This window comes from Streptomyces laculatispora (genome assembly GCF_017353455.1).
Classification (GTDB): domain Bacteria; phylum Actinomycetota; class Actinomycetes; order Streptomycetales; family Streptomycetaceae; genus Streptomyces; species Streptomyces laculatispora.
Map to the genome: position 1 here is coordinate 1 of NZ_JAFMPZ010000180.1, position 19,894 is coordinate 19,894.

Consider the following 19,894-nt stretch of genomic DNA (forward strand, 5'->3'; position numbering starts at 1 on the left):
GTGGACCTGGCTCGCGGGCGGGCGTCCGGCAGGGCAGAGCCTTCAGATGCAGAAGGGGTACGTCGACTACGCGCCCGCCCGCGAGCCAGGTCCACAGGGCCCGGCCCGGCTTGATCCAGGAGGTGTCGCGGACCTTGGAGGCCGGGGCGAGATCGTCGGTGAAGGTCGACTCGGTGACGGTCGCCAGATCGCCGGTGATCACGGCCCGCCAGGGCGTGGTGAGCGCGCCCCGCACCCGGACCCGCTCGTCCCACAGCTTGACGCGGTAGGTGGACGAGCCCGCGTCATGGGCCAGCCGGGCGCCCGAGTAGCCGCCGGTGAGGTCGGATTCGGCGACCAGGGCATAGCCGCCCCCGGTACGGAACAGCCCCTGCATCATGTACTCGCTGGCCGGGGCGTCCGCGGCGGAGTACGCCTTGAAGAGGTTCTCGTTGTCCTTGCGGTAGTTGCCGAGCCAGGCCGAAGCGCCCTCGGGCAGGATGAACGCGGAGGCCTCGCGCAGGACGTCGCCCGTGTCGCCGGGAAGCGCGTAGCGGTAGGCGATCCCGTCGGCGGAGGCCCGGACGAGCAGGTCGAGCCGGGCTCCCGCGGCGGTGCGGAAGCGGAAGCGGGATTCACGCATGCGGACGGTGCGACTGCGGGTCTTCCCCGCGTCGGTACGGTACGTCCCGCCGATCGAGCGGTCGCTGCGGCCGGTGAACTCCAGTCCCGAGGAGAGATCGGCCCGCTCGGTGACGATCCCCACGGGAGACGGGGCGATGACTGTCCCGCCCCGGCCGGACACCGCCAGGCTCAGCGCCCCGGCCGGGTCGAGCCGCAGCTCGGCTCGGGGTCCGTCGCGTTGCTCGCGTACCGTCCAGGTGCTCTCCCCGGCGTGTGCGCCGGTGGCCGTCAGCAGGGTCGACGCGAGTGCGCCGCACAGCACCACCGACAGCGTCCCGATCCGGTTTCTCCATGGTGTGCGCAGTGACACGATTTCTCCCAGTCCGCAGGCTCATCGTTCACAGACCTGACCATTAGTCCGATGACTGGGAGGATGGCGGCGGATCGAGGGGGCGTCAAGGGCTCAGGCGTCGGATACGTCGGATCAATGAACGCGGGCAGACGGGAGCTGCGCGCCGGCTGAGCCAAACCCCCGTCTCAGATAGTAGGAAGTCCGAGTAATTGTGGAGACAGAACGGCCGGACTGCCCTAGCTTTGAAGAAGCCGAACGTCTCGCTGGAACCAGCGACTGGCGTTGTGAGCGCGTGCCCCGATGCAGGTAACCCCTGCGGCGCCCGCTCCCGCCCCTTCCGGCACCTCGAAATCACCGATCTCGAAATCACCGTTCACGAAGTTCCGATCTCGAAATCCTCGCGATCTCAGGGAGTCGATCCATCATGGCCGAGACCATTGTCCGCCGCGTCCGTCACGCCCACCGCCCGACCGAGTCGGAGCGCCAGAACGCCGCCGCCGCCCTGCAGCGTGCCCTCGACCGCAGGGACAACGGCGGCTCGACCGGTCACTGACCGGGCCCGCCGCGGCCCGGCGGTGACGTGCCGATCAGCCGCGGCTGATCTCGAAGTGGTCGATGCGCTCGCCGGACTCGGCGAGCGCGGTGACCTTCATCCTGGCGTGCCGGCCGGCCTCCACCTCCACCGCGAGGAACGAGAAACCGGTGTAGCGCACCCGTGACCACTCGACGGTCTCGGTGGCCCTTCCGCCGCCCTTGACCACCTGGTACGTGTTCACGCTCTCCAGGCTCGTGACATGTCCCTCGTAGCTGTCCGGTGCCGGGAAGTCGTACAGGGCCTTGCCCGCGCCGCCCGCGGTGACGTACACGATGCCGTCCCGCGTCGGGTCGGTGCGCTCGCCGATCGGCACCTTGCGCTGGACCGCGTTCCCCAGGATCGCGTCGGTGCGCTCGTAGACGTGGTTGTGACCGTTGATGACCAGGTCCACCTGGTGCTTCTCGAAGAGCGGCACCCACGCGTCCCGCACCCCGCCGTCCGAGGCGTGCGCGTTGGTCGTGGAGAAGGCGCAGTGGTGGAAGAAGACCACCAGGAAGTCGATGTCGTGGCGCGCCCGCAGCTCGCCCAGGCGCCGGTCCAGCCAGCGCGTCTGCTTGCCGCCGCTGATGCCGAAGTTGGCGGGGATCTCGTACGAGACGTCATTGGCGTCGAGCGCGATCACGCCCACGTTGCCGTGCACGAAGGAGTACGCGCCGGGCTGGTTCACCGGGTCCGGGCCGTTGTCCGGCAGCGTCCAGCGGGCGTTCTGGCCGCCGTAGCCGTCCGGCGAGTACCAGGCCTCCATGTCGTGGTTGCCGGTGGTCACCATCCACGGCACGGTCTTCGACACGGTCTCCGTCTGTGCCAGGAACTGGTCCCAGGTGCGGGCGTCGTAGGTGTCGCTCGTCTGGCCGGAGCCCGACGGGTCGGCGTAGCAGATGTCGCCCGCGTGCAGGTGGAAGGCGGGGTTCTGGCCCAGGATCAGCTGGTCGTTGCCGAGTGCGTGATAGCTGACGCCCTGGTCGCCGAAGGCGGTGAAGGTGAAGTTCCCGGCACGTGCGGGCGCGGTGGTGAAGGTGCCGAGCGTGCCCAGGTTGCGGGTGTCGGCCGGGTCGAAACCGTCGTGGCCGACGCCGTAGTAGTACGTCGTGCCGGGCTTCAGCCGCTCCAGGCCCGCGTGCACGTAGAACTGCTCGGCGGCCGCGATCTTGCCGTCGTTCAGCCGCGGCGTGGTGAGGTGGCGCACCTCTGCGTCGATCTTCCGGCTCAGCGCCCACGGCTTGAGGCCGATCCGGATGTACGGCCGCCGCACGGCGAACGGGACCTGCCAGGAGACCGCCATCTGTGTCCTCGGGTCGGCGCCGTAGGCCAGGTGCCGGCCGAACGGGGCGACCAGCAAACCGTCCACCCGGGTGGTGCTGTGCGAGGTGAGTACCGTCGGCGCGGCATACGCCGGCGAAGAGGCCGAGGCGGTCAGCGAGGTGCCGAGACCGGCACCGGCGACGGCGGCGGTGGCCACGCTGGTGCGCAGCACGCCGCGACGGGTCAGCCGGGTGCGCAGATAGTCGTGCTGCTCGGCCATGCTCATGCGGTCGGCGAGCTTCTCGGGGATTCCGAAGCGGGGGATGTCCATGGGCGACAACCTCCACCCGCCCGCTGACGCCGTCCCGGCGAGTGGGTGAACGGTACACGTACAACTCCCCATGTGTCCGTATGGTGGACGCTACGTGTCATGGGGTGGGACGCGCAGTAGGGTGCGGACATGTCTCGCAGCATCAATCTCGCAGTGATCCCCGGTGACGGTATCGGCCGGGAGGTCGTGGCCCAGGGCCTCAAGGTCCTCAACGCTGTTCTCCCGCAGGATGTGAAGCTGGAGACCAAGGAGTACGACCTCGGCGCCCAGCGCTGGCACCGCACCGGTGAAACCCTCCCGGACGCGGAGCTGGAAGCCCTCAAGGGCCACGACGCCATCCTGCTCGGCGCGATCGGTGACCCCTCGGTGCCGTCCGGCGTCCTGGAGCGCGGGCTGCTGCTGAAGCTGCGTTTCGCCTTCGACCACTTCATCAACCTGCGGCCGTCGAAGCTGTTCCCGAACACCGAGACCCCGCTGGCCGGCCGTCCGGACATCGACTTCGTCGTCGTCCGCGAGGGCACCGAGGGTCCGTACACCGGCAACGGCGGTTCGCTGCGCACCGGTACCGAGCACGAGGTCGCCACCGAGGTCAGCCTCAACACCGCCTTCGGTGTCGAGCGGGTCGTGCGTGACGCCTTCGAGCGGGCCGCCGCCCGTCCGCGCAAGAAGCTGACGCTGGTCCACAAGAACAACGTCCTCGTGTACGCGGGCCACCTGTGGAAGAACACCTTCGACAAGGTGGCGGCCGAGTACCCCCAGGTCACCACCGACTATCTGCACGTCGACGCCGCGACGATCTTCTTCGTCACCCAGCCGGAGCGCTTCGACGTCATCGTCACCGACAACCTCTTCGGTGACATCCTGACCGACCTCGCCGCGGCCGTCTCCGGCGGTATCGGCCTGGCCGCCTCGGGCAACATCAACCCGACGGGCGCCTTCCCGTCGATGTTCGAGCCCGTCCACGGCTCCGCCCCCGACATCGCGGGCCAGGGCAAGGCCGACCCGACCGCGACGATCCTCTCCGTCGCCCTCCTGCTGCGCCACCTCGGCTACGAGGCCCAGGCCGTGCGCATCGAGGACGCGGTCTCCGCCGACCTCGCGGAGCGCCAGGGGACCGCACGCAGCACCGAGGAGATCGGTGACGCGCTCGCGGTACGCGTAGCGGGCTGATCCGACGACTGCCTCAAAGCCGCCGGGTCCCACAGGCACCCGGCGGCTTCTCCTGTGCGGCCCCGGGTGTCACCATCGAACCCTGGACCGCACACACGTCATTTCGTGCACGGCCTCCCGCGAGAGATAATCGAACGGGCCGTGGCTCGCCATGAAGCTCGGACGTCCTAGCACTTGTCCGGCACGAGTGGGCGTGGGCGCGGTCCTACACACACAACCGTGAAGGACACGTACTCATGACGACGCCCACGATCGAGCTCAAGCCCTCCTCGAACCCGCTGTCCGACGCGGAGCGCGAGGCGATCCTGGTCAAGCCCGGATTCGGCCGCTACTTCACCGACCACATGGTGACGATCAAGTGGACCGAAGGCCGCGGCTGGCACGACGCCCAGCTCGTCCCGTACGCGCCGCTGTCGATCGACCCGGCCAACATGACGCTGCACTACGGCCAGGAGATCTTCGAGGGCCTCAAGGCCTACCGTCAGCCCGACGGCTCGGTCGCCACCTTCCGCCCCGAGGCCAACGCCGAGCGCTTCCGGTCCTCCGCGCGCCGGCTCGCCATGCCGGAGCTGCCCGTCGAGACGTTCGTCGAGGCCTGCGACGCGCTCGTCCGGCAGGACGCGGCCTGGGTCCCGGAGCACGGCGGCGAGGAGTCGCTGTACCTGCGCCCGTTCATGATCGCGACCGAGGTCGGCCTCGGTGTGCGGCCCGCCAACGAGTACCTCTTCCTGGTGATCGCCTCACCGGCCGGCGCCTACTTCCCCGGCGGTGTGAAGCCGGTCTCCATCTGGCTCTCCGAGGACCGGGTGCGCGCCGTCCCCGGCGGCATGGGTGACGCCAAGACCGGCGGCAACTACGCCGCGTCCCTGCTCGCCCAGGCCGAGGCCGCCGCGAAGGGCTGCGACCAGGTCGCCTACCTCGACGCCGTCGAGCACAAGTGGGTCGAGGAGCTCGGTGGGATGAACCTGTACTTCGTGTACGGGGACCGGATCGTCACCCCGGCGCTGACCGGCTCGCTCCTCGCCGGCATCACCCGTGACTCGCTCCTCAAGCTCGCGCGGGACCTCGGTCACGCGTCCGAGGAGAGCCGCGTCTCGATCGACCAGTGGCGCGACGACTCGGCGAACGGCACGCTCACCGAGGTCTTCGCCTGCGGCACCGCCGCCGTCATCACCCCCGTCGGCATCGTGAAGAGCGCCGGCGGCGAGTGGGTCCAGGGCGACGGCACGCCCGGCCCGGTCACCGTCAAGCTGCGCGAGCGCCTGCTGGACATCCAGCGCGGCACCGCCGAGGACACCCACGGCTGGATGCACCCGCTCGGCTAAGTGGTCGGCTCCGGATCCCTCGGGGGTTGACGTGAGGTCAGGTCATGTGTGGGTCCTGGATCGCCGTTTCGGGGTGCGGGGAAGCGGTCGGACGCGGCCGCAGCCGGGCTCGCGCGGAGCCGTGCTCCCTCTGCGGCATCACCCGGAGGATCACCGTCCGGGAAGAGGACGGGCGCCCGGTTTGTAGTGCCTGCTATCAGCGGGCTGAACCGCGGCGACCGTCCGCGGCACCAGTGCGTCGACTGCGGAGAGATGAGGGCCGTCGACCGGCGCCGCTCCCGGGCACGGTGCGTGGCCGGGGAGCGGCGAGACGCGGGATCTCCGGGTGCGAACTCATGTCGAGCTTGAATCGCCCGTACGGGTTTACATGGGTCCGGAGAAGCGGCGCATGGACATCGGCGGACGCCATGTCCGCGTAGTCGGGCCCAGTCTGCGACCTCGGCGTCTCCGGCGCCGCCGGTCAGGCCGAGCGCAGGGCGTCTGTCGGGGACACCCTGGCTGCGCGCAGTGCCGGGTAGATTCCGGCGACGGCTGCGACCAGTACCGACACCAGCGGGCCGGCGATGACCGTGTAGAGCGGGATGGAGGCGGGCCAGCCCTGTGCGAGGGCGTAGCCGTAGACCGCGAGGCCGCCCACGAACAGCCCGCCGACTCCTCCGATGAGGCCCATCAGTACGGCCTCGATGAGGAACTGAACGGCGATCTGGCCGCCTCGGGCGCCCAGCGCGCGGCGCAGTCCGACCTCGCCGCGGCGTTCCATCACTCCCACCACCATGGTGTTGGCGATGCCGACGCCGCCCACGAGCAGGGCGACCGCAGCGAGGGCGAGGACCAGCCCGGTGAGGGAGTTCTTGGTCTCGGCCCGTGCCGTGTACAGGTCGGAAGGGCGGCTGACGGCGACCGTGCTCGGGTTGGCGGGATCGGCGGTGGCTCCGGCAACGGTCTGTACGTCAGGGACGCGTTCGGGGTAGGCCCTGAGGTAGACCATGGCGGCGGTGCCGTCCGCGCCCAGGTGGGCGGTGGCCTCGGGCCAGCCGACCAGGGCGGCGGTGCCGAGCTCGGGTGCGAGCTCGTTCGGGGCCAGGATTCCGGTGACGACGAACCACTGTCCGCCCAGCCAGACCCGCTCGCCCGGCGCGGTCACGCCGAGCCGGAGTGCGGCCTGGTCGCCGAGCACGGTCATCGGGAGGTTCTCGCTCGCCTTGTCCAGCCAGTGCCCGCTCTGCAGGGTGGCGTGCAGGACGTCGAGCAGGTTGAGCCGGGCGGCCAGCACGGTGAGGCTGTTGGTCTGCTGCGCCGGGACCAGGTCGTTGCGGTAGACCTGGGCTTTGGTGGCCCCGGTCGCGGTGACCTGTTGCACGGGGGCGATGTTGGCGAGCATCTTCTCGGCCGTGGGAGGCAGCGGCACCGGCTTCTGGTCGGGGCCGTTGCCGGGGGCGACGGTGATCAGGTTGGAGCCGAGCCGGTCCAGGCGCTCCAGCAGGTGTGCCTGGTTGGAGGCGGAGATCCCGGTCACGGCGATGACGGCGGCGATGCCCAGGGAGATGCCGAGCGCGGACAGGGCGGAGCGCATCTTGCGCGTGCGTGGTCCGATCATGCCGAGGCGCAGCATGTCCGTCGGGCGTAGCCGGGTGCGGCGCAGGGGTGGTGTCATCGGACAGCTCCTGCGGGGTGCGGGCCGCGTTCGTCGGAGTCGATGCGGCCGTCGTGGAGGGCGATTCGCCGGGGGAAGGAGGCGGCCAGCTCGCGGTCGTGGGTGATGACGACGACCGTGGTGCCGTTGGCGTTCAGGGTGCGCAGCAGCTCGACGACGGCGGCGCCGGAGACGCTGTCCAGGGCCCCGGTGGGTTCGTCGGCGAGCAGCAGTGCGGGGCGGCCGACGAGGGCGCGGGCGATGGCGACGCGCTGCTTCTCGCCACCGGAGAGCTGGTCGGGGTGGTGGCGGAGCCGGTGCCCGAGGCCCACCTCGCGCAGGGCTTCGGCGGCTCTGGAGCGCCGGAGTGAGGCGGGGACGCCGCTGTAGAGGAGGCCGGTGGCGACGTTCTCGACCGTGGTGAGCCCGGACAGCAGGAAGAACTGCTGGAAGACGAAGCCGATCCGGTGGGCGCGCAGGGCGGCCAGTTCGGGGTCGGAGAGCGCGGACAGGTCGCGTCCTTCGAAGTGCAGCTTCCCCGCGGTGGGCCGGTCGAGGGAGCCGAGCAGCGCGAGGAGGGTGGACTTGCCGGAGCCGGAGGGGCCGACGACGGCGAGGAGTTCCCCGGCTTCGACGGTGAGGTCGATGCCGTGCAGGATGCGCAGCGGCGGTGATCCCGGGTACTCCTTGGTGATGCCGGAGAGTTCCAGCACGGGTGCCCTGCCCGGTGGCTGATGGGGTATCACTTCGGGATCACCACCTGGGCGCCGGCTTGGACGTCCCCGGTGATCTGCGCCTTGGCGTCGGCGACCAGTCCCAGCTGGATCCTGACCAGCCGGGTGGTGGCGCCGGAGACGACCTGGACTCCGTAGCCGCCGCCGTCCAGGGCGAGCAGCGCGGTGACGGGGACGATGAGCGCGTCGCTGACGGTCTCGCCGACGACGGTGACGGTCACGGAGGAGGGCCCGGCCTGCTTGGCCTGCCGCTGGTGGTCCAGCGCGATGGTGACGGTGGTCTTGTCCGCGCCGTCTGAGCCGTTGTCCCCGCCTTCGCCGGTACCGCCGCGGACCAGTGAGCGAATGCGTCCGTCGATGGTGCTGCCGTCGGCCAGCTTCACCGTCACCCGGCCGTTGGGCTTGAACTGGGAGAGCTGGTTGTCGGCGGGCTGCGCGGTGGCGACCAGGTCGGTGCCGGACACGGTCATGACCGCGGTGGCCCCGAGGACCGAGCCGAGCTGCGCGCCGAGCTGCTGCACCCGCACGGCCGCCTGCGGCAGCATGACGACACTGCCGAGCGATACCGTCCCCGTCTGCTTCTCACCGAGGGCCTTCTGCCAGCGCTTGACGGCGATGACGGTGGCACGGGTGAACTTCTGGTCGGCCGTCAGGCCGAGTCCGTCGGCGTAGCCGAGCCTGATCAGGTTGCGCTTGAGCTGTTCGACGTCGGGCCCGTCACTGATGTCGGGGCCGAGGTCGCGCCACATCGGCCGGTCCCCGGTGAGCAGCACCACGGGCCGCCCGTCGACCTCGTACAACTTCGCTCCCGCCTTGACGACGGCACCGACGGCGGGCAGAGCGGTGATGGTTCCATGGCCGGAGGTGATGACGGGGGTCGGGGTGCTGTAGCTGAGCGCGCCGCCGACCTGAATGCCGGTGGACAGCGAGCCCTTCTGCACCGCGACGGTGCCGTGGCTGACGGGCGGCTGCGCGGAGGCGGTGCCGTGCTGCTCCCAGGGGCGGATCGCGGCGAGCGCACCCGAGCCGCCGAGCGCGGCGACCAGGACGAGCGCGACGACGGCCTTACGGTGCTTCTTCCGCGCGGGGGCGGGCGAGGTGCCGGCGGGGGCGTTGGTCTCAACAGTGCGGCTCATGATCACTGACCGATCGAGTAGCCGGGCATCGGGAGCTTGCCGCAGGCCGGCTGGATGGCGTCCCATTTGGCGGTATTGAGCGATTTCGCCGGGAATATGAGGATGCCGGTCTTGGGGTCGGGGTCAGGGATGTCCGCGTAGCCGTTCTTCCGCGCGCACGCGACAAAGGCGCGCGCCTGTTCGACGAACTTCTCGTTGCCCTTCTGCTGGACCTGGTGGATGCCGGGGACCTTGGCGTCGCAGACCTTGCTCGCCGCGTCGAGGCCGTTGGCCGAGCCGGGGCTTTCGGTATCGGTGCCCGAGGCCGGGAAGGTGATGTTGCCGTCCTTGTCCTGCTCGACGCTGGTCTGCCCCTGCTTGTGCATGCAGTCCACCCAGGCCCGTCGGACCGCGTTGTCGTCCTGCGGCTTGCTCTTCCCCGTGCTGTCGCCCCCGGCCACGTTGGGCGCCGTGTCCTGTGAGGAGCATCCGGTCATCACCAGCGCCGCCGTCACGGCGGCCGCCGCCAGTACGGTTCGTATGGTCTTGGTACGCATTTCCTGCTCTCCCTGCTGGGCGTCGACATTGACCTCCGCCATTCCTACGGACCGACGAGTTATGCACGGGTGAGTGTGTGCCTAACCGCTGGCTAACGCCTGCCGAGGCATCGTTGACCAGGGCAGGGCAGGGCAGAGCGAGTGGAGTGGAGTGGAACAGAATGCGAGTGCTGATCGTCGAGGACGAGGTGGACCTGGCCACGATGCTCGCCGAGGGCCTGCGCGCCGAGGGAATGGTCTGCGAGGTCGCCCACGACGGCGCCCGCGCGCTCGAAATGACGGCCGCCGCCGAGTACGACGTCCTGCTCCTGGACCGGCACCTGCCCACCCTGAGCGGGGACGCCGTCTGCCGGGCCCTGAACACAGCCGGCTACCCGGCCAGAATCCTGATGCTCACCGCCGCCGGCGCCCTCGCCGACCTGGTCGACGGCCTCGGCCAGGGCGCCGACGACTACCTGGCCAAACCCTTCTCGTACCTGGAGCTGATAGCCCGGCTGCGCGCGCTGGGCCGCCGCTCCCCTGCCGGCAGCAGCGCCACCGTGCTGAGCAGGCACGGCGTCAACCTGGACACCGTACGCAGGGTCGCCGAACGCGACGGCCGGCCACTGAAGCTGACCCCCAAGGAGCTCGGAGTGCTGGAACTGCTGCTGGCCGCGGACGGCGCTCCGATCCACACCGAGCAGCTGCGGGACAGCCTGTGGGACGCGGCACTGGACCCGGCCACCACCGCCGTCCGGGTCACCGTCCACTCGCTGCGCCGCAAGCTCGGCGACCCGCCACTGATCACCAACGACCCCGGCTACGGGTACCGACTGTGAACCGAGCCCGGACCGGTCGCCGCCTCTCGCTGCACGGACTGCCCCTGCGCGGCCGACTGACCCTGATGACCACGACGGTCTTCGCAGTCCTCGGCAGCGGACTGCTCCTGCTGAACTGGCTGAGCGCTCGCCAACTCCTGAAAGACAACCGCCACCGCATCGAACCCGAGAGCGTGCTCGCTCCCGCCCAGACGGAGCCGAGCCCCACCGCCACCCCGCAAGGCCCCTCGATCCCCGCCTCACTCACCAGTCCCGCCCAGCGCTTCGAGGACTTTCAGCACACCGTCCTCAGTGATCTGCTGCTGCGCTCCCTGCTGCTGCTCGCCGTCTTCACCGCACTCGCCGGACTGCTCGCCTGGTGGGGCAGCAGCCGCTCACTGCACCGCCTCAGCCAGGTCACTGCGGCGGCCCGGCGGATCAGTACCGGCAGCACCCTGGACGAACGGCTCGGCCTGACCGGCCCGCACGACGAGGTCCGCGAACTCGGCAACACCTTCGACACCATGCTCGACCGCCTGGACCGCAGCTTCACCGCCCAGCGCCGCTTCACCTCCCACGCCTCGCACGAACTGCGCACCCCGCTCACCCTCCAGCGCACCGCCCTGGAGATCCCACTCGCCCAAGGCCGGGTCCCGGCCGACCTGAGACCCGCCGTCCAGCGTGCGCTGGACGCCAACGCGCGCAGTGAACGCCTGATCGCGGCACTGCTGACACTGGCACGTGGCGAGAGCGGGCAGCTGACGCCGCATCCGGTCGACCTCAAGGACGCCGCCAGGGACGCCTTGGCGGATCTGGCCGACGAGGCCCGGACTGCGGGCATCCGGATCACCGTCGATCCGGCGCCCGCCCCGGTCGCGGGCGACCCCTCGCTGCTGCGGCAGATCGCACTGAACCTGCTGGCCAACGCGGTGCGGCACAACCACCGTGACGGCGCGGCGACGGTGACCACCGGCACCGTCGGCGGCCTTGCCTTCATCGAGGTCGGCAACACCGGCCCGGTGCTGGAACCGGACGAACTCCCCGCCCTCTTCGAACCGTTCCAGCGCGGTCGGGAACACCGCAGCGACGGCTCCGGGCTGGGACTGGCCGTGGTCCGGGCGATCACCCTGACCCACCACGGCGAGCTCACCGCCACCCCACGCCCCGACGGCGGCCTCACCGTCCGAGTCGAACTGCCCACCACACAAATGGAACAGGTCCCGCAGAGTCCGGCCTTTGAGAATCCAACGCTTCGGAACATCTGATCTCCGCCGGTACAAGGCGCGCACTGTATCCCGAGTCGCTGACCAGAAAAGTCACTCTCAGTGTTCCGCGTCGAGAGTATTCGGCGGCATCGAGTTTTGCTCGCCACCAGCAGGCACCGCATGGCCCCGTCGGCCGCTCATGGGGACGGACGCCGGGTGGCCATCTGCTGCTGGAACGTCGCGCAGGTGAGAATGTCTGCTTTGCTGCACAGTAGGGCGTGTGCCATGAGCTGGTGGGCATGGTCGAGATCGATCATGCGTTGCTCGATCTCCCCGAGCTTGCTCCGGATCATCGCCTGCCTGCGCGGCCGGTCCTGCTGGAACTCGCCGATCTCGGTCAAAGTCAGGCCGGCCTGCTGGAACTTGCGCAACAGCGTGATCCGCTGCGCGGCCTCGGGCGGGTAGCGTCGCTGTCCGCCCTGACGCTCAGGGGCAGGCAGCAGGCCGTGCCGTTCCCAGAACCGGATAGCCGATGCGGGCACCCCGGTGGTCTCGGCGAGCCGACCGATCGTCACACGCATGTGCTGCCTCTCTCCCCTGCGAACCGACGCTTGACTTAAACCTTGGTTTAAGTTGCAGCGTGGTCTCTGCAAGGACCGGCGGCGGACGAGCCGGCCGCCGGTCGAATGATGCGGAGGAAGAGATGACAGCCCCACACGATGAGAAGGACCTGGCCAACGCCCTGGTCGAGGTTGCCGAGCAGCTTTTCGCGGCGGGAGTGATGTCGCACTCCGGGCACGCCAACCTCAGCGCCCGCCTCGATGGCGATCGCTTCCTGTTGACCCCGGGATTCGTCTGTGGGCTCCGGCCCGAACAGTTGATGATCGTCGGTTTCGACGGACAGGTTCTCGGGGGCCGACTGCAGTCGGCCAGCGCCGAGATCGTCGCCATGCACAGCATCGTCTACCGCGCCCGCCCGAAGGTGGGCGCGGTCCTGCACACCCACTCGCCCGCCGCGACGGCCTTCGCCGTGGCCCACCGGCCACTGCCGTGCCGCACCGAGCCGATGTTGCGCTTCGGACAGGCCGAAGAAGTACCGGTGGTGCCGTGGGGGCCACGCGGATCGGACGTCTCGGTGCGCGGCATCGCCCAGGCCCTGGAACGGCGCCCGACGACGTCCGCGGTGCTGCTGGCCAACCACGGCCTGCTGGTGTTCGGCCCGGACGCGGCGGACACCGCCAACCTGCTGACGGCGATCGAGGAGAGCGCCGAGGCCGAGATCGCCGCCATGGCGATCGGTGGGGCCGTGGACTTTCCCGACGGCGCCCTGGAGGCTGTCCGCGCGGCGATGGCACGGGTCTCGTCATGACAGACAACACCCTGGGCGAACGCCTCGAAGCCGTACGGGATCGCTATCGCGAGACCTACGGGGCCGTCCCGAGCAGCGTGCAGGACCGTTTGCGTGTGGCCCAGACCTTCGGCCGACTCCACACGGAGGAGACGTTCGCGGCGCTGCGGAGCATCGTCCTGTCCGACAATCCCCTCGGGGCGCGGGTGCAGCAACTCGTCCACTTCGGGCAACTGCTGGCTCTCGGCCGGGCAGATCCCGCCCGACTGCACGCCTGCGGCGCACTCCACGCCGGAGCCGCTCTCGCCGACCTCGTCGGGGTCGCTGAGAGCGCGCTGCTCACCTCGGGCGCGCCGGCCTACGCGCTCGGCATCGAAATCGTCGCCGAACTCCAGCAGGCAGGCGAAGGCGCGGCGCGTTCAGAGTCTCAATAATCAGCTGAACACAGGCGGGCAAGGCCGAAGCCACCGAGCGCGGTTGCCTCGCCTGCGTAACCCACAGGGAGTGGCTCCCGCGCACTCGCCCGACCGTCCACTTCTGCCGATCGGTTGGCTGCCTTGCCCGCCTGCACCGCCCGCCCGATACGCCTGACCGCAGTCGAACGCACACGGTTGAAGAAGGCCGCCTACGGCCACAAGACCGAGCACCGACTGCGGGTACGCGCCCAGGTCGTCCTGCAGGCGGCTCGCGGGCGTTCCAACGCCCGCATCGCCCGCGAGACCGGCCTGCACCTGGACACGGTTCGCGCCTGGCGCGGCCGGTTCGCCGAACATGGCCTGGCAGGCCTTTCCGACCGCAGGCGAAGCGGGCGTCCCTCCCGCTTCACTCCCGTTCAGGTCGCCGAGGCCAAGGCTCTGGCCTGCCAGTTACCCGCCGAGACCGGGGTGCCGCTCTCGCGCTGGTCCTGCCCGGAGCTGGCCGCGCGCGGGATCACCGAGACCGTCTCCGCGTCCACGGTGCGCCGCTGGTTGCACCAGGACGCGCTCAAACCCTGGCAGTACCGGTCCTGGATCTTCATCCGCGACCCGGACTTCCGCGCCAAGGCCCGGCGTGTCCTGGATCTGTACGCCCGGACGTTCGAGGGTGTCCCGCTGGGCGAGGACGAGTACGTCGTCTCCAGCGACGAGAAGACCTCCGTCCAGGCCCGCTGCCGCTGCCATCCGACCCTGGCCCCGGGCCAGGCCCGGGCGATGCGTGTCAACCACGAGTACGGCCGCGGCGGCGCGCTGGCCTACCTGGCCGCCTACGACGTCCACCGCGCGAAGGTCCTCGGGCGCTGCGAGCCGAAGACCGGCATCGTTCCCTTCATGGCCCTGGTCACCCAGGTCATGGCCGCAGAGCCCTACGCCAGCGCGAAACGCGTCTTCTGGATCGTCGACAACGGCTCCTCCCACCGAGGGAAGAAGGCCACCGACCGCCTGACCACGGCGTTTCCGAACGCCGTCATGGTCCACACCCCCGTGCACGCCTCCTGGATGAACCAGATCGAGATCTTCTTCTCCATCGTCCAGCGCAAGGTCGTCCAACCCAACGACTTCACGGGCCTGACCCGGGTCCAGGACCGGCTCCGAGCATTCGAAGACCGCTACAACGCCACAGCACAGCCGTTCCAGTGGAAGTTCACCACCACCGACCTGGACGATCTGCTGGCCCGGCTCGACCGACACACACCCGCCGACCGACAAGAAGAACCCTCCGCCTCGCCGCTAACCTGATCAACCCCCGAAGGACTTCCGGAGCCGACCACTAAGGCGTGTGCTGTGCCGCCGGCCGGGCTCGTCCGCGGGCCCGGCCGGCGGCGCCGCGCGGGCCACGCCGGGTCAGGACGGTGTACGTCACCCCGCCCACCAGCCCCGACAGCACGAAGCTGCAGTCCACCCCGCCGGTCAGCGCGAGCAGCGGCCCCTCGTAGAGCGGGGTGGAGACGCCGCACAGGCCCACCGCTGCGCCGAGCGCCCAGCCGAAGGTGGCGTGCGGCTGCCAGCCGGCCCGGAACCAGTAGACGCCGCCCCGGGTGCCCCGGTTGTAGACCTGCAGGGCCTCCGCGTCGTACGTACCCCGGCAGCGCAGGTGCGAGATCATCGTGATGACCGCCCAGGGCGTGCCGATCGCGGTGAGCAGCAGCACGAACGACGTCATCGCCGACTGCGCCTTCCACACGAAGTGGCCCAGGAACACGAACGCCGTGGCGACCCCGGCGACGACCAGCGTGGCCCGTGCCCGGGTGGCGCGGGGCAGGATCGCGTCCAGGTCGAGGCCCATCGAGTAGAGCATCAGCCCGGCGTTGCCCACCGAGCCCGCGGTGGCGGCCAGGAGCAGCGGGATCAGGTACCAGGCGGGCGCGGCGGCGACCAGCGGACCCGCGTAGTCGAGCGAGGCGCGGGCCGCGAGCGCGGTGTACGTACCGAAGAGCTGCGGGACCAGCAGCCCGACGGCCAGGCCGAGACAGGTGGCCCGCAGCACGCGGCGCGGGTGGTGCCGGACCGGTGAGATGTACCGGGTGTAGTCGCCGAGCAGGGTGATGAATGCGATCGGGCCGCTCAGCCCGGCGGCCACGGCGGACAGCGCCCAGGTGGGCCAGAACGAGCCGAGCAGATACGGGGCGTCCGGCGGGGCCGCCGTCGTGAGGCCCGGTGCGTAGGCGATCAGGCCGGTCAGCAGCAGCGCGGTCATGCCGACCGCGAGGATCTTGCTCAGGCGCAGCAGCAGCCGGTATCCGTACACCGCGCCGACGACGGTGCAGGCGGCCAGGAGCGCGTAGACCAGGGTGTGCGAGAGGCCGTCGGCCGGCAGTCCGGCGATGCGGGCCAGGGTTCCGACCATCACATCACCGCCGATCCACAGGGTGAGCGCGGTATAGCCCAGCGCGAGCAGCAGCCCGACGACGGAGCCGACCAGTCGGCCGCGTACCCCGAAGGCCGCGCCGCTGGAGGTCGACAGATTCGTCGCCGTGCGCAGCGAGACCAGGGCGAGCGGTGCGGTGACCGTCACCCCGACGACCGTGCCGACGACGATCGAGCTCACCGCGGGCCACAGCCCCAGGCCGAAGGAGACCGGGAGCCAGCCGAAGACGATCACGCCCAGGCAGAGGTTCGATCCGAGCAGGATCGAGACGAGATCGCGGGGGGTGCTGGTGCGCTCCGCCTCCGGGATGGTGTCGACTCCGTGCTGTTCGATCGGCATGAGGCCGCCCCTGACGTTCGACTATTTGAGTGCTGCTCAATGTGGCGTAGTCCGGTGTGACCCGTCAATGGTCTCGGTATTCCGGATGTAGTGGAGTCATGGTTAGAGTGATGTTCAAACAGGAGGTGTGGTGACGTGCGACTGACCCCGAGCGAGCGTGACCGGCTGCTGCTCTTCGGTGCGGCCGAACTGGCGCGGGCCCGACGGGCGCGCGGGCTGAGGCTCAATGTCCCCGAGGCGACCGCGCTCGTCGCGGACACCGTCTGCGAGGCGGCCCGCGACGGGCGGCGGCTCGCGGAGGCGATCGCGGCCGCCCGCGCTGTGCTCGGCGCCGACGACGTGCTGCCCGGAGTGGCGGACGTGGTCACCGAGGTGCATGTGGAGGCCGTCTTCGACGACGGATCGCGGCTGGCCGTGGTGACCGATCCGATAGGCGCCGGTGCCGGTACGCGGCTGGGCGACCGCGCCCCCGGCGCGGTGCTGCCGGCCCCGCCGCACGCCGAACCGGAACCCGCGCTGCGGCTGACCGTGCGCAACACCGCGACCGTCCCCGTCAGCGTCACCTCGCACTTCCACTTCTTCGAGGCCAACCCCCGGCTCGACTTCGACCGGGCGGCCGCGTACGGAATGCGGCTGTGCGTCCCGGCCGGATCGTCGGTCCGGTTCGGCCCGGGCGGCGAGGCCGAGGTCGGTCTGCTGCCGATCGGCGGCGCCCGGATCGCGATCGGCTTCGCCGGTCTCGTCGACGGTCCGCTGGACGCGCCCGGTGCGAAGGAGGAGGCCCTGCGACGTGCGGTGGCCTGCGGCTATCTCGGAGCGGAGGGCGACGCCTGATGGACCCCTACGAGTACGCGTCGGTCCACGGACCGCGCACCGGGGACCGGGTCGTGCTGGGCGACTCCGGGCTCGTGGTGCGCGTCGAGTCGGACAGCCAGCGCCACGGCGAGGAGTTCCTGGCCGGCTTCGGCAAGACCGCGCGCGACGGGCTGCACCTCAAGGCCGCCGCCGTCCGTGACACCTGCGACGTCGTCATCAGCAACGTGCTGGTCATCGACGCGGTCCAGGGCATCCGGAAGGTCTCCATCGGCATCCGCGAAGGTCGCATCCACGCGATCGGGCGGGCCGGGAACCCGGACACGCTCGACGGGGTGGACGTCGTCGTCGGTACGGGCACCAGCATCGTCTCCGGCGAGGGCCTGATCGCCACCGCCGGTGCCGTCGACACCCATGTCCATCTGCTCTCGCCGCGCATCATGGAGGCGTCGCTGTCCTCCGGCGTCACCACGGTCATCGGTCAGGAGTTCGGCCCGGTCTGGGGCGTCGGCGTGAACTCGCCGTGGGCGCTGCGCCACGCGTTCAGCGCCTTCGACGCCTGGCCGGTCAACATCGGCTTCCTGGCCCGCGGTTCGTCCTCCGACGACGCGCCGCTGGTGGAGGCGCTCGCCGAGGGCGGCGCGTCCGGCTTCAAGGTCCACGAGGACATGGGCGCGCACACCCGCGCCCTCGACACCGCCCTGCGGGTCGCGGAGGAGCACGACGTCCAGGTCGCCCTGCACTCGGACGGCCTCAACGAATGCCTGTCGGTCGAGGACACCCTGAGCGTCCTGGACGGCCGGACGATCCACGCCTTCCACATCGAGGGGTGCGGCGGCGGACACGTCCCGAACGTGCTGAAGATGGCGGGCGTACGGAACGTCATCGGCTCGTCCACCAACCCGACGCTGCCGTTCGGCCGGGACGCGGTGGCCGAGCACTACGGGATGATCGTCTCCGTCCATGACCTGAAGACGGATCTGCCCGGTGACGCGGCCATGGCGCGCGACCGGATCAGGGCCGGGACGATGGGCGCCGAGGACGTGCTGCACGACCTCGGCGCGATCGGCATCACCTCCTCGGACGCGCAGGGGATGGGGCGTGCGGGCGAGACCGTGCGCCGCACCTTCGCGATGGCCGGCAAGATGAAGGCGGAGCTGGGCCCGCTGGAGGGCGACGGCCCGCACGACGACAACGCCCGGGTGCTGCGCTACGTCGCGAAGCTGACGATCAACCCGGCCATCGCACACGGTCTCGGCGACGAGATCGGCTCGATCGAGGTGGGCAAGCTCGCCGACATCGTCCTGTGGAAGCCGCAGTTCTTCGGCGCGAAGCCGCAGCTGGTACTGAAGTCGGGCTTCCCCGCCTGGGGAGTGACGGGCGACCCCAACGCGGCGACCGACACCTGTGAACCGCTGGTCCTGGGACCGCTGTTCGGCGGGCACGGTGCGACCCCGGCCGATCTCTCGGTGGCCTTCGTGGCGAAGGCCGCCATCGATCTCGGCTCCGACCTCATGCCGACCCGGCGGCGCAGGGTCGCGGTGCGCGGCACCCGCTCGATCGGCCCGGCGGACCTCCGGCTCAACTCCCGGATCGGGGAGGTGGGGGTGAACGGCGACAGCGGTCTGGTGACGCTGGACGGGGCGCCGGTGCGGTCCGCCCCCGCCGACTCGATTTCGCTCAACCGCCTCTATTTCCTGTAGAAGCACGGCGCTTCACGACGCACTGCTCCACGACGCACGCTTCACGACACACAGCCTTCAGGAGTCCGACGACATGACCTTCCGTATGCCGGCCGAGTGGGCCCCGCACGAGCGCACCTGGATGGCCTGGCCCGGCCCCAACGCCACGTTCACCGGTGACGAGCTCGCCGAGTCCCGCGCGGCGTGGGCCGCCGTGGCCCGTGCGGTACGCCGCTTCGAGCCGGTGACCATGGTCGTCCCGACCGGGCAGTCGCAGCACGCCCGCACCCTCCTCGGCCCGGACATCGAGCTGGTCGAGCGGGAGCTGGACGACGCCTGGATGCGCGACATCGGGCCGACCTTCGTCAGCGACGGCAGCCGGCTGGCCGCGGTGGACTGGGTCTTCAACGGCTGGGGCGCGCAGGACTGGGCCGACTGGGAGCACGACGCGAAGATCGCCCGTCAGGTCGCGGACCTCGCCGGGGTCCCGGTGCACAGCTCGCCCCTGGTCAACGAGGGCGGCGGCATCCACGTCGACGGCGAGGGCACCGTACTGCTCACCGAGACCGTGCAGCTCGGCCCCGAGCGGAACCCGGGCTGGACGAAGGAGCAGGTCGAGGCCGAGATCCACGCCAGGCTCGGCACCACGAAGGCGATCTGGCTCAAGCGCGGCCTGACCGGCGACTACCCGCCGCACGGCTTCGGCACCCTCGGCCATGTCGACATCGTCGCCGCGTTCGCCGGACCCGGAGTGGTCGTCGTCCACACCCAGCCGGACCCGTCCCACCCCGACCACCGGCTCTGCGAGGAGAACGTGGAACTGCTCCGCTCCCGGACCGACGCGCGGGGCCGCGCCCTCCAGGTCGTCGAGGTCCCGGCCCCGACCGCGGTGCGGGACGGGAAGGGCCACTGGGTCGACTACTCCTACATCAACCACTACGTCTGCAACGGCGGCGTTGTCCTGTGCGGCTTCAACGACCCCCGGGACGAGAACGCGGCCGGAATCTTCCGCCGCCTGTACCCCGGACGCACCGTCACCCTGGTCGACGCCCGCACGATCTTCGCGGGCGGCGGCGGCATCCACTGCATCACCCAGCAGCAGCCCGCGGTACGCGGCTGACCGGCGGATCCGGTAGAACGTACGGGTGAACGAGATGCTCAGCGCACCGGCCGCTCGATGACCCCGCCCCCCGCCCGGCGGCGCAACAC

General features: G+C 70.5%; 19 protein-coding genes. 11 read left to right on the forward strand and 8 right to left on the reverse strand.

Annotation, left to right across the window (positions count from 1 at the left end; all coding sequences use genetic code 11):
* Window positions 1-973, reverse strand: a 973-nt coding sequence (locus J1C73_RS10480) for a glycoside hydrolase family 97 N-terminal domain-containing protein (RefSeq protein WP_307797658.1), incomplete at its 3' end; no start/stop codon positions are given.
* Between the two features lie 406 nt (window positions 974-1,379).
* Here J1C73_RS10480 and J1C73_RS35465 point away from each other — a divergent pair.
* Window positions 1,380-1,508, forward strand: coding sequence for a hypothetical protein (locus J1C73_RS35465; RefSeq protein WP_260146822.1), 129 nt, complete (start codon window positions 1,380-1,382; stop codon window positions 1,506-1,508).
* A 34-nt stretch (window positions 1,509-1,542) separates the two neighbouring features.
* On the opposite strand, the gene J1C73_RS10485 is transcribed toward J1C73_RS35465, so the two are convergent.
* Entirely contained in the window at window positions 1,543-3,123 is a 1,581-nt protein-coding gene (locus J1C73_RS10485) for a purple acid phosphatase family protein (protein ID WP_207316099.1), read from the reverse strand.
* Window positions 3,124-3,252: 129 nt separating this feature from the next.
* On the opposite strand from J1C73_RS10485, the gene J1C73_RS10490 reads away from it, so the two are divergent.
* A complete protein-coding gene (locus tag J1C73_RS10490) occupies window positions 3,253-4,293 on the forward strand; it encodes a 3-isopropylmalate dehydrogenase (protein WP_207316100.1) in 1,041 nt (346 codons plus the stop codon).
* A gap of 236 nt (window positions 4,294-4,529) precedes the next feature.
* The gene (locus tag J1C73_RS10495) at window positions 4,530-5,618 is read left to right on the forward strand and encodes a branched-chain amino acid aminotransferase (protein WP_207316101.1); all 1,089 of its coding nucleotides are present in this window, start codon (window positions 4,530-4,532) and stop codon (window positions 5,616-5,618) included.
* Window positions 5,619-6,078: 460 nt separating this feature from the next.
* On the opposite strand, the gene J1C73_RS10500 is transcribed toward J1C73_RS10495, so the two are convergent.
* From J1C73_RS10500 to J1C73_RS10515, 4 genes are read right to left on the reverse strand one after another with little or no spacing between them, the layout of a single operon-like run.
* Window positions 6,079-7,272 carry an ABC transporter permease gene (locus J1C73_RS10500; RefSeq protein WP_207316102.1) on the reverse strand — a complete coding sequence of 398 codons (1,194 nt, stop codon included), beginning with the start codon at window positions 7,270-7,272 and terminating at the stop codon, window positions 6,079-6,081.
* Window positions 7,269-7,997, reverse strand: a complete 729-nt coding sequence (locus tag J1C73_RS10505; protein ID WP_372446673.1) for an ABC transporter ATP-binding protein — start codon at window positions 7,995-7,997, stop codon at window positions 7,269-7,271. Before J1C73_RS10505 ends, J1C73_RS10500 begins: the two co-directional genes overlap by 4 nt.
* On the reverse strand, window positions 7,994-9,121 hold the full coding sequence (locus J1C73_RS10510) for a peptidoglycan-binding domain-containing protein (protein ID WP_207316103.1): 1,128 nt from the start codon (window positions 9,119-9,121) through the stop codon (window positions 7,994-7,996). The genes J1C73_RS10505 and J1C73_RS10510 overlap by 4 nt, the downstream gene beginning before the upstream one ends.
* 2 nt (window positions 9,122-9,123) lie before the next feature.
* Window positions 9,124-9,657, reverse strand: a complete 534-nt coding sequence (locus J1C73_RS10515; RefSeq protein ID WP_207316104.1) for a hypothetical protein — start codon at window positions 9,655-9,657, stop codon at window positions 9,124-9,126.
* Between the two features lie 161 nt (window positions 9,658-9,818).
* Here J1C73_RS10515 and J1C73_RS10520 point away from each other — a divergent pair, with 161 nt between their 5' ends.
* Together J1C73_RS10520 and J1C73_RS10525 are read left to right on the forward strand one after the other, a co-directional pair.
* Window positions 9,819-10,475 carry a response regulator transcription factor gene (locus J1C73_RS10520; RefSeq protein ID WP_207316105.1) on the forward strand — a complete coding sequence of 219 codons (657 nt, stop codon included), beginning with the start codon at window positions 9,819-9,821 and terminating at the stop codon, window positions 10,473-10,475.
* Window positions 10,472-11,719 (forward strand): sensor histidine kinase, encoded by a 1,248-nt coding sequence (locus tag J1C73_RS10525; protein WP_207316106.1) that lies wholly within the window; start codon window positions 10,472-10,474, stop codon window positions 11,717-11,719. Before J1C73_RS10520 ends, J1C73_RS10525 begins: the two co-directional genes overlap by 4 nt.
* Window positions 11,720-11,856: 137 nt before the next feature.
* Here the strand turns inward: J1C73_RS10525 and J1C73_RS10530 are convergent, their stop codons facing one another.
* Window positions 11,857-12,240 carry a MerR family transcriptional regulator gene (locus tag J1C73_RS10530; protein WP_207316107.1) on the reverse strand — a complete coding sequence of 128 codons (384 nt, stop codon included), beginning with the start codon at window positions 12,238-12,240 and terminating at the stop codon, window positions 11,857-11,859.
* 122 nt (window positions 12,241-12,362) lie between these two features.
* Between J1C73_RS10530 and J1C73_RS10535 the strand changes: the two genes are divergently transcribed.
* The 3 genes from J1C73_RS10535 to J1C73_RS10545 all read left to right on the forward strand — a co-directional run bounded on the left by J1C73_RS10535 (window position 12,363) and on the right by J1C73_RS10545 (window position 14,722).
* Complete coding sequence (locus J1C73_RS10535; RefSeq protein ID WP_207316108.1) at window positions 12,363-13,028, forward strand: class II aldolase/adducin family protein; 666 nt, start codon at window positions 12,363-12,365, stop codon at window positions 13,026-13,028.
* Window positions 13,025-13,441, forward strand: a complete 417-nt coding sequence (locus J1C73_RS10540) for a carboxymuconolactone decarboxylase family protein (protein WP_207316109.1) — start codon at window positions 13,025-13,027, stop codon at window positions 13,439-13,441. The genes J1C73_RS10535 and J1C73_RS10540 overlap by 4 nt, the downstream gene beginning before the upstream one ends.
* 177 nt (window positions 13,442-13,618) lie before the next feature.
* Entirely contained in the window at window positions 13,619-14,722 is a 1,104-nt protein-coding gene (locus J1C73_RS10545) for an IS630 family transposase (RefSeq protein WP_207316110.1), read from the forward strand.
* Between the two features lie 31 nt (window positions 14,723-14,753).
* On the opposite strand, the gene J1C73_RS10550 is transcribed toward J1C73_RS10545, so the two are convergent.
* Complete coding sequence (locus J1C73_RS10550) at window positions 14,754-16,190, reverse strand: cytosine permease (RefSeq protein ID WP_207316111.1); 1,437 nt, start codon at window positions 16,188-16,190, stop codon at window positions 14,754-14,756.
* A gap of 135 nt (window positions 16,191-16,325) precedes the next feature.
* Here J1C73_RS10550 and ureA point away from each other — a divergent pair, with 135 nt between their 5' ends.
* From ureA to J1C73_RS10565, 3 genes are all read left to right on the forward strand, one after another.
* Window positions 16,326-17,024 carry an urease subunit gamma gene (gene ureA / locus J1C73_RS10555; RefSeq protein WP_207316112.1) on the forward strand — a complete coding sequence of 233 codons (699 nt, stop codon included), beginning with the start codon at window positions 16,326-16,328 and terminating at the stop codon, window positions 17,022-17,024.
* Entirely contained in the window at window positions 17,024-18,706 is a 1,683-nt protein-coding gene (locus tag J1C73_RS10560; RefSeq protein WP_207316113.1) for an urease subunit alpha, read from the forward strand. The genes ureA and J1C73_RS10560 overlap by 1 nt, the downstream gene beginning before the upstream one ends.
* 73 nt (window positions 18,707-18,779) lie before the next feature.
* The gene (locus J1C73_RS10565) at window positions 18,780-19,805 is read left to right on the forward strand and encodes an agmatine deiminase family protein (protein WP_207316114.1); all 1,026 of its coding nucleotides are present in this window, start codon (window positions 18,780-18,782) and stop codon (window positions 19,803-19,805) included.
* The last annotated feature ends 89 nt before the right edge of the window (window positions 19,806-19,894 follow it).

Bases quoted from the DNA above. Each gene is read 5' to 3' on its own strand.
- J1C73_RS10520 (WP_207316105.1), top strand. From the start codon at position 9,819: ATGCGAGTGCTGATCGTCGAGGACGAGGTGGACCTGGCCACGATGCTC.
- J1C73_RS10495 (WP_207316101.1), top strand. From the start codon at position 4,530: ATGACGACGCCCACGATCGAGCTCAAGCCCTCCTCGAACCCGCTGTCC.
- J1C73_RS10515 (WP_207316104.1), bottom strand. From the start codon at position 9,657: ATGCGTACCAAGACCATACGAACCGTACTGGCGGCGGCCGCCGTGACG.
- J1C73_RS10485 (WP_207316099.1), bottom strand. From the start codon at position 3,123: ATGGACATCCCCCGCTTCGGAATCCCCGAGAAGCTCGCCGACCGCATG.
- J1C73_RS35465 (WP_260146822.1), top strand. From the start codon at position 1,380: ATGGCCGAGACCATTGTCCGCCGCGTCCGTCACGCCCACCGCCCGACC.
- J1C73_RS10510 (WP_207316103.1), bottom strand. From the start codon at position 9,121: ATGAGCCGCACTGTTGAGACCAACGCCCCCGCCGGCACCTCGCCCGCC.
- J1C73_RS10490 (WP_207316100.1), top strand. From the start codon at position 3,253: ATGTCTCGCAGCATCAATCTCGCAGTGATCCCCGGTGACGGTATCGGC.
- J1C73_RS10530 (WP_207316107.1), bottom strand. From the start codon at position 12,240: ATGCGTGTGACGATCGGTCGGCTCGCCGAGACCACCGGGGTGCCCGCA.
- J1C73_RS10540 (WP_207316109.1), top strand. From the start codon at position 13,025: ATGACAGACAACACCCTGGGCGAACGCCTCGAAGCCGTACGGGATCGC.
- J1C73_RS10500 (WP_207316102.1), bottom strand. From the start codon at position 7,272: ATGACACCACCCCTGCGCCGCACCCGGCTACGCCCGACGGACATGCTG.
- J1C73_RS10560 (WP_207316113.1), top strand. From the start codon at position 17,024: ATGGACCCCTACGAGTACGCGTCGGTCCACGGACCGCGCACCGGGGAC.
- J1C73_RS10535 (WP_207316108.1), top strand. From the start codon at position 12,363: ATGACAGCCCCACACGATGAGAAGGACCTGGCCAACGCCCTGGTCGAG.
- J1C73_RS10550 (WP_207316111.1), bottom strand. From the start codon at position 16,190: ATGCCGATCGAACAGCACGGAGTCGACACCATCCCGGAGGCGGAGCGC.
- J1C73_RS10565 (WP_207316114.1), top strand. From the start codon at position 18,780: ATGACCTTCCGTATGCCGGCCGAGTGGGCCCCGCACGAGCGCACCTGG.